Here is a 12,043-nt window from a genome sequence, read left to right on the forward strand (position 1 = left end):
CCTTATCCGGCGTCAGCCCCCGAAGCCGCTGTAGGCATTGCGCACGGTTCGGTCCCGGACCGTGGTGGACAGCAGCTTGCGGATGCTTTCGCGTGCGGGTTCGGCGTGCGTGCGGATTTCGCGGTCGAGTTCGAGCACGCGCTGGATGCTGACTGCGATCTCGACCAGCTCGCCCGGTCGCAGTGCCGTGGGATCGCTGTCGTTCCCTTTGGCAGTCTTGCGGATCGCCGTGGCGTCGCGTTCAAGTTCGGCCAGTCTGCCCCAGTCGTTGTCGCGGGCGGCGTCGGCCATGACCTCGTAGAGAGCCACAAGACGGGAAGCACTGTCGGGGGTCAGCATGGCAATTCCTCCTCAGGCCGCGACCTGGTCGGCGATGGCCGCCCACGCCTCGCGCAGGCTGGCGAGCAGGCCGGAAACCTCTTCCAGCGCGGCCTGATTGTTGTGCAGGTTGGCGTAGAGCAAACGTTCGGACATGTATTCGTAGAGCGCGTCGAGTCGACCGGCGAGATCCCCGCCTGCTTCAAGGTCGAGACTCGCCTTGAGGCCGTTGGTGATGATGTCGATCGCCTTGGAGATCGCCACCCCCTTGGCCGGAATGTTCTTGCCCTGCATCGCGGTGCTGGCGGTGCGCAAGGACAGCAACGCGCCGTCGTACAGCATCAGGATGAGCTGGTGCGGGGTTGCCGAGTCGACACTGGTTTCGGTACCGAGCCGGGAATAGGCCGATGCGCGATTGGCGTAGGAGGTTCCGAACATGGACTTGAGGCTCCTGGTTAGTTCGAACTTGAACGGGCGCCGGGCAGATTGGCGAGCTGCTGGGTGAGGTAGCTGCTGGTCTGGCTCAGCCCCATGAGCAGTGTGTCCAGCGTCGAGAACTGGGCCCGGTAACGGGCTTCCATGGTCTCGAGCCGGATTTCCATGGCGTCATACTGCCTGGTGATCGTCTTGATCGTCGAGTTGATCCCTTCGGTACGACTGGCGATCAGACCATCGGTGTCGATGAAGCCGTCGAGCTTGGCACTGAAGGTTTCGGCAAAGCCCTTGACCCCGTCCTTGCCGGCGAACAGGGCGGCCACGTCCCTGGCCGGATCGTTCATGGCCGCGGTGAGCTTGGTGCTGTCGAGCGCCAGCGTGCCGTCCTTGCCGAAACTGAGACCGATCTGCGACAGCGAGGTGGCGGTGCCGAGCCCCGCGAACGAGGCGCCGAGTGCGCCGCGCAACTGGCCCTGGATGCTGCGCGCAGTGGAGTCTCCGGTCAGGGCGGCCGCGGTCTTGGTTTCGGCGTTGTACGACGTCAGGCCCTTCAGGGTAGTGGCGACTTCGTTGTAAGCCTTGACGAAAGCTTCGATGGCGGCCTTCGCCGTACTCTGGTCGGCCGCGATGGAAACCGAGCCGTCGAGGCTGGTGTCGGTGCCCGTCGGCTCCTTGGTCAGGGTGAGCGTCACCCCGTCGATGACATCGGCAATGGTGTTGGTGCCGCGGGTGATCTCGATCCCGTCGACCTTGATGCGGGCATCCTGGGCGGCCTGCACCGAATACATCTTGTCGGTGGGCGCCGGGGTGGCGGCAGGATCGTAGCTGAGATCGGCGAGGCCGTTCTCGCCCGTGATCTTGAACGCCATGTCCGCGCCGGTCTTGGTGCCGCTGAGCACGAGCTGGCTGAAGCTGCCGTTGTTGATCACGCTGGCCTTGATGCCGAGCGTCGCGTCGCCGTTGATCGCATCGCGGAGTTCTTCCAGCGTGCTGCCCTCGAACTCGAGCGCGGCGGTGCGCGCCGGCACGTCGCCAACGAAGGTGTTGACGCCGCCCGAGTCGGAAACGGTGCCGAACTCGATGGTCAGCTTGCCGTCGGCCGGGACGAACGCGCTGTCGGTCGGGGTGGAGACGCGCTGGATCTTTGCCATCTGCAGCACGTCCACGCTGTAGCTGCCCACCGCGGCGCCCGCGCTCGAACTGGCGGTGAACGCACTGTCACTGCCGACCGTTGCCTTGGTCGCCGAGAACTTGTCGGCACTTTTCAGCGCATCGGTGGCGGTTTGCAAGGAGGAGAGCACGGCTTTCATCTGCCCGAACGCCGAGAGCTTGGTCTGGTAGCTGGCCTCCTTGCTGGCGAGCAGGCTCAGGGGACGGCTTTCCACGGTCATCAGGCCGGTGACAAGGGACTCGATATCGAGTATCGAACCGCCTGTGGTGATCGTTGCCATGATGTTCTACCTCCTTGATTCGGTGCTGCTCAGGCCTCTTGCTTGAGCAGCAGGCCCTGCAGCTTGTCCAGCGCCTTGGCGATGGAGATGATCTCTTCGGACGGAATCTGTCGGATGACTTCATCCGTGCTGGCATCGACCACTTTGACGATGGTCTTTCCGGTGTCTTCGTCTATCGAGAAAAGCAAATCCTGTGCCACTGGAGTGATGGCTTTTCGCACTTCTTCCATGGCCAGTTGAACATCCTGCAAGGACGCGGGTGCGTCAGGCCTGCCGGTCCCGGATGCAGCGACCGTGCCGGTACGGGCTGCGGCTTGAATCCGCACCGACTCTGCACCCGGTGCCTGCGCCGGAGCCGTCGGACGTGGGTCGGTCGGTATCACCGCCGGCAGCGAACTGTTCAATACAGGGATACTCATGATTCGACTCCCTCATGGGCTACGGCGCGAGGCCCTTGCGAGCTCCGCGCCGTGTGTTTTGCCTCAGGCTACTCTGCTTAGCCGAGCAGCGAAAGCACGTTTTGCGGCAGCGCGTTGGCCTGCGACAGCATCGCGGTACCGGCCTGCTGCAGGATCTGCGCACGGGTCAGATTGGCGGTTTCCGCGGCGAAGTCGGTGTCACGGATACGCGACCGGGAGGCCGACATGTTTTCCGACGTGGTCTGCAGGTTGGCGATGGTGCTCTCGAAGCGCGACTGCAGGGCGCCGAACTTGGCACGCTGGCCATTCACTGCGGCAAGCGCGGAGTCGACCATGGCCAGGGTGCGCTGGGCCGAATCGACCGAACTCACATCGAGGTCACTCACCTTCTGCAGTTGTCCGGCCGAGGCCACGTTGTTGAGGAAGTCGGTGGCGTTGGCGGCTTCGACACTGAACGACTTCTCGGAGTCGAGCACGATCTGGCCGGTGCCGATCGCGCTTGCGCCTGCAGCGGTGGAAGTGCCGCCGATCGTGGCCGTGGCCGAGCCGCTCGCCGCGTTGGCGAGGGTGATGTTCTCGCCCGAGGCGTTGAGCAGGGTGATGCCATCGCCGTCGTCATTGACGCGGGCGGTGACGCCGGTCTTGGCCGAGACGTCGTTCAGCGCATTCACGGCAGCGGCCAGGCCATCCTTGTCGACCGCGGCGCCGACGGTGAAGGACACCGTGACGGCTGTGCTGTTGTCCGAGGTTACGTCGAACTTGTAGGACGTGTTGGCCGCCAGCGCGGTCACGTCGATCTCCGTCTTGGCCGAGGCCGAGACGCCGGTCGTGCCGGTTTCGCCGTTGATCAGTTCTGCTGCCTTCTTCGCCGAGTCGCCGGCGGTGATGGCGACCGCGGCGGCGCCAACCGCACCGTTGATGGTGATCGTGCCACCGGCAACGCGGCTTGTTGCAGCGGCGTTGGAGGCGATCGCGAACGCGGTGCTGCCGGTCGTCAGGTCGCCCTTGGCACCGGCGTCGGTAGCGACTTCGGAGCCGATGCGATAGTTGCCGTACTGGCTGGTGGAAAAGTTGGCGGTGGTCGCCGAGATGGTCTGGCCGGCATTGGCACCGACCTGGAAGGTCGCGGTGGTGAAGGAACCGTCCATCAACTTCTGACCGTTGAACTCGGTCGTCTTGGCGACGCGGTCAAGTTCCTGGGTCAACTGGTTGACTTCGGCGTTCAGGGCCTGACGGTCGGACGCCGAGTTGGTGGCGTTCGACGATTGCACCGCGAGTTCGCGGATCCGTTGCAGAATGTCGCCGGACGACTGGAGCGCGCTTTCTGCGGTTTGCGCCAGCGAGATGCCGTCGTTGGCATTGCGGCGAGCCTGGTCGAGGCCGCGGATCTGGGCGGTGAAACGCTCCGAGATCGCAAGCCCGGCGGCGTCGTCCTTGGCGCTGTTGATACGCAGGCCGGAGGACAGACGCTGCAACGAAGTGGCCAGTGAGCTGCCGGAAGTGTTCAGGTTACGCTGGGCATTGAGCGACTGAACGTTGGTGTTGATGACTTGTGCCATGACTTACTCCGTTAGAGAAGTATCAAAAATGGGCCGGCGCGAGCCGGAGTATTCGTTGCGAGCCAGTGTGCGAATCCTGTTGTACTGCGCTCTTGAATCCATTAACGGTCTGCTTGCGGCGAACTTTAGGAAATTTTTGCCGGGTCGGGCCCGGCAACAATGGGCCCTTCGGTGACGATGGGCCGGCGCGCGACGGGGGCCGCCCGCGGTTAACATAAGCGGACTTCATTCATGCCCGGAGGTAGGTGCTTCATGGCTGGTCCCATTGCTCTATCGACACGCGACCGGGAGGCCTTGAGCGTGGCGGCAAACCATTTCGCCGCCGGGCGCTACCGCGACACGGTCGCCATCGCGCGAGACCTGAGCGCGCGCCTTCCGGCCTTCGGTCCGGCGTACAAGCTGCTCGGCAGTGCGCTGCACATGCTGGGCAGCAGCGCCGAGGCGGTGGCCGCGCTGCGCGCGGCGGCCCGGCTGTTGCCGGAGGATGCGCAAACCCTGACCAATCTGGGCAATGCACTGGCGGCGATCGGCCGCGACGCCGAATCCGTGGACGTCCATCGGCAGGCGATCGCGCTTTCCCCGGATGCGGCGACGCCGCGATACAACTTCGGCTGCGTACTGCTGCAACAGCAGCGCCGGGCCGAGGCCCTCGACGAGTTCTGGTGGGCGTATGAAGCGGCCCCGGGCGACGGCGACCTGGCCCGCCTGTGCCGGGAGCTGGTGCTGGAACTCAATGATCCCGCGCGGGCGATTCGATTTTGCCGCCTGAATCTGGACCATCTGCCCGACGATGCCGGCGCGGCGGGGATGCTGGGCGCGCTGCTGCTCGACGATCCGGCAGCCGACAAGGACGAAGCCGAAGCCATGCTGCGCCTGGCGTTACGACTGGCGCCGGACGATGCCGTCAGCTGGTCCAATCTGTGCGTCGTGCTGCGCCAACGGGCCCGTTTCGCCGATGCGATTGCGGCCGGCGAGCGTGCCGCCGAGCTGGCGCCGCAGTGGGCGCTGGCGCACAACAATCTCGGCACCGCACTGCGCGACGCCGGCGCCTGGGAGGAGGCAAAGGCAGCGTATCTGCGCGCACTCGCCTGCGATGGCGAGTGCGTCGACGCCTATTACAACCTCGGCTGCGTGTGCGGCGACCTGGGAGCGCATGAAACGGCCCGCGAGGCCTACATCGAAGCGCTCAAGCGATCTCCGCGGCCCGAGTGGCTGCTGCAGGGCGCGCATGCCTGCCGGCAGGTACTCGACTGGCAAGGGGCCGAACTGCTCGAGGACGAACTGGCCCGGCAACTGGCGGACGACGGCAGCCTGTCGGCGGCGATCGGCCATCGTCCGTCGCCCTTTGCCTATTTGACGACGCCCGGTGCCGGTGCGACCGCGCAACGCCGCATCGCCGGCCACTTTGCCGCACAGTTCGCCGACCGTGCGGCTTTGCCGGCGCGTCTTGTGCCGCGCCACGATGGTCGTCTGCGTATCGGCCTCCTGTCCTCCGACTTTCGCGACCACGCCACGGCCCATCTGCTCACCGGCGTGTTGGAGGTGCTGGATCGCAAGCGCTTTCAGCTTATCGCCTACGACTACAGTCCGCCGGCCGATGACGATTACCGTCGCCGGCTGTTGCGGGCGATTCCGGACTGGGTGCCGGTGGCGGGCCTGTCCGACCTCGACGCTGCGCAACGCATGCAGGCCGACGGCGTGGATATCGCCATCGACCTGAAAGGCTGGACCCAGGGTTACCGCAGCGGAATCCTTGCCCACCGTCCGGCGCCGGTGCAGATGCAGTGGCTGGGCTACCCCGGTACCCTGGGCGCGTCGTGGATGGACTACATCATCGGCGACAAGGTGGTGATCCCGGCGGGAGCGGAGGCGGGCTACAGCGAGAAGGTATTGCGGCTTCCCGGCAGCTATCAGCCCAATGACGGTCATCGCGTCATCGGCCCGCGTTTGCCACGCGCAGCCCTGGGGCTACCCGAACACGCCCTGGTGCTGGCTGCGTTCCATCAGCCGTACAAGATCACCCGCAGCACGGTCGACCTGTGGCTGCGGCTGCTGGCGTATCGACCGGATTCAGTGCTGTGGCTGCTGGACGCGCCGCCGATGGTGAAGGATGCCTTGCACCAGGCCGCCGTCGCTGCCGACATCGATCCGGTCCGGCTGGTGTGGGCGCCGCGGATGGCAGCAAGCGACCATCTCGGTCGCCTTGCCGCGGCTGACCTGGCGCTGGATGTGTTTCCGGTGAATGCACATACGACTGCCAGTGATGCGCTGTGGGTCGGGGTGCCACAGGTCGCTCGCTGCGGCGATAGCTTTGTGTCGCGGGTGTCGGCGAGCATCGTGAGCGCGGCTGGAATGCCCGAGCTGGTGGCAGGCACCGATGCCGACTACGAAGCGTTGGTCATGAATCTGATCGACGACCGCGCTCGCCTGGCCGTGCTGCGGGAGGGCCTGGCCGCACGGCGCCCCCGCTGCCCGCTGTTCGATGCAGGGGCCTTCGCCAGGCACCTTGGAGTCGGGTTGCAACTGGCCTGGTCACGGCATGCGGCAGGCTTGGGGCCGGATCACATCACCGTGACCGCCTGATCAACGAGTCCACGCCGCGAGCCATTCGGCGCTGCGGGCGTCGAGCATCCAGTTCGCCTTGACCTCGGCGTGCAGCGCGGCGCCGAGCGCCAGACGTTCGGCGGGATCGGCGAGCAGCCGTCGGATCGCCGAGACCCACTGCTGGGACGTATTGGCCACGCGCGCCACCGGCAGCCGCCCCTGATAGGGCAGGATGTTGCTGCACACAACAGGGTAGGCGAGGGCGCCGTACTCGAGCAGCTTCAGATTGCTTTTCGCTTCGTTGAAGGCATTGGCCGCGAGTGGCGCGACGGCGAGGTCGAGCCCCAGGTTGGCGAGTGCTGCGGGATAGTCCTTGATCGGCACCGCGGGATGGAATTCGCGTATGAAGGGGCGCAAAGCATCGGGGCAGAAGCCCAGAAAGATCCAGTCCACCTCGTTCGCCAGGGTGCGGACAACGTCCTTGATCAGCGCCAGATCGCCGCCGTGACTGACACTTCCGGCCCAGCCCACGCGCAGTTTCGGGCCTTCGGTCCGGCGTGCCTGGAGCCCGCTCCAGACCGCATCGTCGAGCAGGTTGGGGACGATCACGGTCTCCTTCGCGTGGCGGCCATAGGCATCGGCGAGCGGCTGGGTGGAGACCACGAGCCGGTCGCACATGCCGATTCCCCGGGCGACTCGTGTTTCGATGTCGGCCGGGAAGCCGCCGCCCGTTTCATTGTCGCGCGGGATGCGGGTAATCAGGTCATCGAGCTCGTAGATCAGCAGGCTGCGGCCGTACTTGCGGTAGGACGCCAGCCACTCGAGTCCGAGATCATTGAAGATGCGCTGGGTGACGATGGTATCGGGGGCGAGCGCGGCGACTTCCCACGGACCGAGAAAGCGCACGCCGCCGCCACCCTGGATGGCGCTGCTGCGCGTGAGGGCGCGCAGCGGGGCAGCCACCCGCACCTCGCCGCAACCGGTGAAGTCGGCGGGATGGACATAGACCCGCGGCACCGGATGCCACGGCAGTGAGTCCTGCGCGAGTGCAATGTCGGTCTGCAAGCGTGGGCGATTGAAGTGACGGGTCAACTGGCGGTTGAAGTAGGGGTCGATGGGCCGCTCTTCCAGCCAGTCTTCCAGCAGCGCAGCGTCGGCTGCGCGGGGCGGTTTCCATACGGGGGAATGCGCGGGGTTCGGCGCGACCAGGGTGGAAAAAGGGGTCCACAGGGTGCGCAGGCCCTGGCGACCGAGCCGAAGGCAGAGATCGATGTCGGCGTGCTCGTCCGGATAGCGCGAGGCGGAAAATCCGTCCGCTGCCGAGAACACCGCAGTGCGTACCATCAGGCATTGTACGGATACGGCCGCGCAGTTCTGCTCGACCAGCAGTTCGCCGCCATTGCCGGCGTAGTTCGCGGACATGCCGCGATACGGCGTGTCCGCGACCCCCATCTGTCCGAGGCGGATGAAGCCGTTGTGGAGCGCGCCATCGGTGGCGACCACGCGCCCGCCCACCGCGCCGATGCCGGGGCGCAGTGCATGCCGGACGAGGTCGTCGAGCCAGTTGTCATCGAGCGGAACGAGCCCGCAGCCCATGACCAGCAGGAGTTCGGTCCCGGCCAGGGCTGCCAGCCGATTGGCGATCTCGGAGGCTGGTCCGTCGGCGACTTCGATCACCCGGATGCGGGGGCTGTCGAGCGCGGCGAGTTCCTGCAGGCTGGCCCGCAGGGCCTCCGGGCAGGACGGGCTCAGCGGCAGCAGCACCGTCGCCGGCGTGGTGCCACCGTGCGACAGGATGCCCTCGACCGAACGCAGGACGTCCTCGCGGGTGCCCAATGCCGGAATCAGAATGGCGACGCGTGCTTGCTGGTCCGGGTGTTGGTAGCGCACCCGGCAGGTGTCGTCGAGCAGACCGTGTTCGATGTGCGCCGCCTCACCCATCCGCTCGAGGTGGATACGCAGCAGATCGGCGCGGAACTCGAGCGGAATCGGCGGATGCGCATCCGAGCGATTCAGGGCGATGCGGGGCAGATGCCGGGCGCGGTGTTGCGGCGGGCCTTCCATGGCGCGCAGCACCGCCGCAAGCGGGAGGGCATTGGTCGGCGAGTCGCCGATGTCCTGCAGCGCCGCGAGCATGAGTTGCGTGGTGCCGATCACCAGGCCGCCGATATGAAGGGTGGCGCGGAACCAGTCCTCATTGACCCCCGGCGCCAGCCAGGTGCGGACCGGGCTGCCGTCGGCCGTGCGGGTGTCGCCGTCGGCGACGATCAATGAACACGCCGGATCATCGATCAGCTGTTGCGCCACGAACAGCAAGCCGTCTTCGGCAAGGGCGTCACCGCCGCTGACCAGTGCGTGCCAGGCGTCGCCCGACGCGGCGATCAGCTGGGCAGTACGCGGTCCGGCATGCGCCGGATCGATCGTGTGCCAGCCGAGGCGCGACGACGAGATGTTCGGCGACGGCCGCGACGACAGTACGTCCAGTTGCCAATGTTCGTAGAGCTGGGAGGAGATCGAGTTCAGCGACCGCGACAGGGCCTCGTCGCTGCATCGGGTGGCATCGAGGATGACCCGGATCCGGGGCGGCCGGTGGGCGTTCAGGCGCTGGTCGTGGAGGGTGGCGACCGCCTTGCCCAGGCGTCGGGCCGACTGCCACCTGGCGTAGGCCTGCCGGGCGACGAATCCGTCATGGGTCAGCGGATCGCCCAGCGGAGGAGACTTGATGCCGGACGGGTTTGCGGTCTGCGCCAACGCCCGGCGGGTCGCTTCCAGGTAGGCCCGGCCGAACTTCTGGTCTGGCTCGAGATGGTTGCCCTCGGCCCATTCGTTCCACGCATTGATGAAGACGAGCTGGTGGCTCTCGGGGCGGTCCGCGACCTGGCGCAGTGTCTCGGCGAGCCAGTGCTCGTAGGCCTCCGGCGAACTGTCGGCGATGATGAAGGCGTTTTTCTTGCGACGCGCGGAGTTGTCCCACGACGGGGTGACGCCGGGAAAGCGAAGGTGGCCGACGTCTGCGCGGTCGAGTTGCGCCTCGACCATGTCGCGATAGTCGACCACGAAGTGCCCGTCCGGTAACACGACGCTCGGATTGTCGTCGTTGATGGCCATCCAGTCGGGCTGGAAGTCTACCGATGCGTCGAAACCAAGCGCGTGGGGGTCGTCGCGCTCGTTGAAGAAGTTCTCGACGCGACAGATGAAAATCTCGCCGATGCCGGCCTTGCGCGCCTCGTTGCGCCAGATCGTGGTGGTGCGCTTAGGATCGGGCAGGTGGCGCGCGCGATAGATCAGGATCAGCGGGCGGCCATCGACGCGGATATAGCGCGGATCGCGGAAGGCTTCGATCAGGTGGCGGATATGCGCGCGATCGTCGTCGTCGTTGTAGTCCTGGCCGATCAGCACTTCCTGTTCTGCTCCGTCCCAGCGCCGTGTCCAGTTTTCGTTCGCCCAGCACAGGCAGAACGGGAAGTCGGGCTTGCCCGACGCCAGGATCTCCTCCACCGGACGTTCGAGCAGGCGCTTGCCGTTGAACCAGTAGTGGTAGTAGCAGAAGCCATGGATTCCATACTCACGGGCCAGCGCCGCTTGCGCCTCGCGCGCCTCGGGCAGGCGCAGGTCGTAGAAGCCGAGGTCGGTGGGCAACTGCGGCTGGTGATGGCCGGGAAAGCGGGGGGTGGCCCGGGTGACGTTGGCCCACTCGGTGAAGCCCTTGCCCCACCAGGCGTCGTTCTCGGGGATGGGGTGGAACTGTGGGAGATGGAAGGCGATCAGTTTGGGCTGCATGCGGCGTGCTCGGCTCGATGGGCGACTGGGCGGGGCTTGCGCATGATGATCAGGGCCTGGGGCAGGCTGCCGTCATCGATGAACGCGACCGGGTCCAGGTAGCGGGACCATTGCGTCTCGACAAAGGCGGGCGGGATCAGCGCTTCACCATAGAAGCTCGACGGGCGAGCCTCTCCGCCGCCGGTTGCGGAGTACAGGAATTCTCCCCGGTCGTAGGCGGACTGGCACGCGGCCAGGTCGGTAAACGACTGCGCGAGCTTGAGGTGCCAGGGATGGGTGATCTCGCCCGAGGTCCGGATATGGTCGCAGTACGCCAGGAAGCTGCGCGCCTGGGTGGTGATTGCGATCATTCCGCCAGGAGACAGGATTCGGGCGAACTCCCGGATCCAGGCCGTCGCGGCGGGTTCGGAAAGATGCGAGAACACCGAGTAGGCGATGATCAGGTCGAACCGGTCGTCAGCGAGTTGCGTCGGCGGAAAGGGAGGCACCGCATCGAAGCGACAATAGGGGAAGGTGTCGCGGCAGACCTGCACGAGGCTCGTGTCCACGTCCACCCCGGTGATGTTGTCCGGGTGGATATCCTTCATGAAGATCCGTGCGTAGCGCCCCCAGCCGGTCCCGAAGTCGAGCAGGCGGGTGTCGGCGGTCAACGGGTGCGCGTTCCCGGCGCAGTGGGCTTTCACCGCCTGGTAGAAGTTGAAGCCCTCCCGCAGTGCGGATTCGTTGCTCGAGCCGACGATGCCGATCTGCAGGCCGTCGGCGGGAAAGCCCGGTAGCGGGAAGCCACGATACGACGGCGTGCCGACGCTGCGGATCAGCACGTTCAACCATTCGTCGTCGGCAAGCGAGCGGATGCGCTGCCAGGCAACGTTGCGGGCCTCGGCGCTGGGGGTGGCTGCGAGGTATTTGAGTTCAGCCTTGAGTTCGGCGATTTCCGACTGCAGCCGGTCCTTGTCCTTCCTGTGCGCAATGATCTGGTGCTGGAGTTCGGCGTGGTCGTCGATCGCGGCTTTCTGTTCCGGCGAAAGCGTCTTCAGGTCCGCCAGCAACCGGGCCCACGCAATCGGACCGAGCGCCGGTGCCTTGCCCAGCAGCTCGCGAACGAGGTTGTACTCCTCGGCGCCGGCCACGCCCGAGCGCAGGAGCGGGCTGAGCGTGGCCAAAGCGTCTTCGAATCGGTGCTCGAGCCCATGGAGCAGGGCGAGATTCCGTCGTGCCGGGGCACACCCGGCATTGCGCTCCAGCGTCAGCCCGAAAAGCGAGATCGCGGTCTCGATGTCGCCCTGCTGCACGGCAAGGCATGCGAGCTCGTAGTAGGGTTCGAACAGAGTCGTGCCCGCCAGGACGAGGGCGGTCAGGGTCTCGGCGGCTTCGCCGGGCCGCTGTTGGGCGATGAGTTCGCGCGCCAGTTCAAGCCGGGAGCGGTCGTCTTCGGTGCCTGGGGTGGCATTCGGCATGGGTGAAACTCCTTGTTCATCGGATTGCGGCGCATCGTGCCGGGCGGCGAGGAGCGTCCGAAGGCGGTTCCGGGGGGTGG

8 protein-coding genes are annotated in these 12,043 nt (G+C 66.2%); 1 reads left to right on the forward strand and 7 read right to left on the reverse strand.

The genetic code is table 11. The annotated features are described in order from the left end of the window. Positions 1 to 12: 12 nt before the first annotated feature. The 5 genes from AC3A35_RS06600 to AC3A35_RS06620 all read right to left on the reverse strand — a co-directional run bounded on the left by AC3A35_RS06600 (position 13) and on the right by AC3A35_RS06620 (position 4,182). On the reverse strand, positions 13 to 339 hold the full coding sequence (locus tag AC3A35_RS06600) for a flagellar protein FliT (RefSeq protein WP_487435165.1): 327 nt from the start codon (positions 337 to 339) through the stop codon (positions 13 to 15). Between the two features lie 12 nt (positions 340 to 351). Beyond that, the gene (fliS, locus tag AC3A35_RS06605; protein WP_487435166.1) at positions 352 to 756 is read right to left on the reverse strand and encodes a flagellar export chaperone FliS; all 405 of its coding nucleotides are present in this window, start codon (positions 754 to 756) and stop codon (positions 352 to 354) included. 17 nt (positions 757 to 773) lie between these two features. Then, positions 774 to 2,204 (reverse strand): flagellar filament capping protein FliD, encoded by a 1,431-nt coding sequence (fliD, locus tag AC3A35_RS06610; RefSeq protein ID WP_487435168.1) that lies wholly within the window; start codon positions 2,202 to 2,204, stop codon positions 774 to 776. 29 nt (positions 2,205 to 2,233) lie between these two features. Next, positions 2,234 to 2,623, reverse strand: a complete 390-nt coding sequence (locus AC3A35_RS06615) for a flagellar protein FlaG (protein WP_487435169.1) — start codon at positions 2,621 to 2,623, stop codon at positions 2,234 to 2,236. A gap of 77 nt (positions 2,624 to 2,700) precedes the next feature. Next, positions 2,701 to 4,182, reverse strand: coding sequence for a flagellin (locus AC3A35_RS06620; RefSeq protein ID WP_487435170.1), 1,482 nt, complete (start codon positions 4,180 to 4,182; stop codon positions 2,701 to 2,703). 252 nt (positions 4,183 to 4,434) lie between these two features. Here AC3A35_RS06620 and AC3A35_RS06625 point away from each other — a divergent pair, with 252 nt between their 5' ends. Beyond that, a complete protein-coding gene (locus tag AC3A35_RS06625) occupies positions 4,435 to 6,765 on the forward strand; it encodes a tetratricopeptide repeat protein (protein WP_487435171.1) in 2,331 nt (776 codons plus the stop codon). On the opposite strand, the gene AC3A35_RS06630 is transcribed toward AC3A35_RS06625, so the two are convergent. Both AC3A35_RS06630 and AC3A35_RS06635 read right to left on the reverse strand, forming a co-directional pair. Further along, positions 6,766 to 10,506: a glycoside hydrolase family 99-like domain-containing protein gene (locus AC3A35_RS06630; protein WP_487435173.1), complete on the reverse strand. Its 3,741-nt coding sequence runs from the start codon at positions 10,504 to 10,506 to the stop codon at positions 6,766 to 6,768. Continuing rightward, positions 10,491 to 11,963 (reverse strand): methyltransferase, encoded by a 1,473-nt coding sequence (locus AC3A35_RS06635; RefSeq protein WP_487435174.1) that lies wholly within the window; start codon positions 11,961 to 11,963, stop codon positions 10,491 to 10,493. The genes AC3A35_RS06630 and AC3A35_RS06635 overlap by 16 nt, the downstream gene beginning before the upstream one ends. Positions 11,964 to 12,043: the final 80 nt, after the last annotated feature.

This window comes from Azoarcus sp. Soil_N_20 (assembly GCF_057656155.1).

Excerpts from the sequence above, each read along its gene's own strand:
- AC3A35_RS06620 (WP_487435170.1), bottom strand. The coding sequence starts at position 4,182 with ATGGCACAAGTCATCAACACCAACGTTCAGTCGCTCAATGCCCAGCGT.
- fliD (WP_487435168.1), bottom strand. The coding sequence starts at position 2,204 with ATGGCAACGATCACCACAGGCGGTTCGATACTCGATATCGAGTCCCTT.
- AC3A35_RS06615 (WP_487435169.1), bottom strand. The coding sequence starts at position 2,623 with ATGAGTATCCCTGTATTGAACAGTTCGCTGCCGGCGGTGATACCGACC.
- fliS (WP_487435166.1), bottom strand. The coding sequence starts at position 756 with ATGTTCGGAACCTCCTACGCCAATCGCGCATCGGCCTATTCCCGGCTC.
- AC3A35_RS06630 (WP_487435173.1), bottom strand. The coding sequence starts at position 10,506 with ATGCAGCCCAAACTGATCGCCTTCCATCTCCCACAGTTCCACCCCATC.
- AC3A35_RS06635 (WP_487435174.1), bottom strand. The coding sequence starts at position 11,963 with ATGCCGAATGCCACCCCAGGCACCGAAGACGACCGCTCCCGGCTTGAA.
- AC3A35_RS06600 (WP_487435165.1), bottom strand. The coding sequence starts at position 339 with ATGCTGACCCCCGACAGTGCTTCCCGTCTTGTGGCTCTCTACGAGGTC.
- AC3A35_RS06625 (WP_487435171.1), top strand. The coding sequence starts at position 4,435 with ATGGCTGGTCCCATTGCTCTATCGACACGCGACCGGGAGGCCTTGAGC.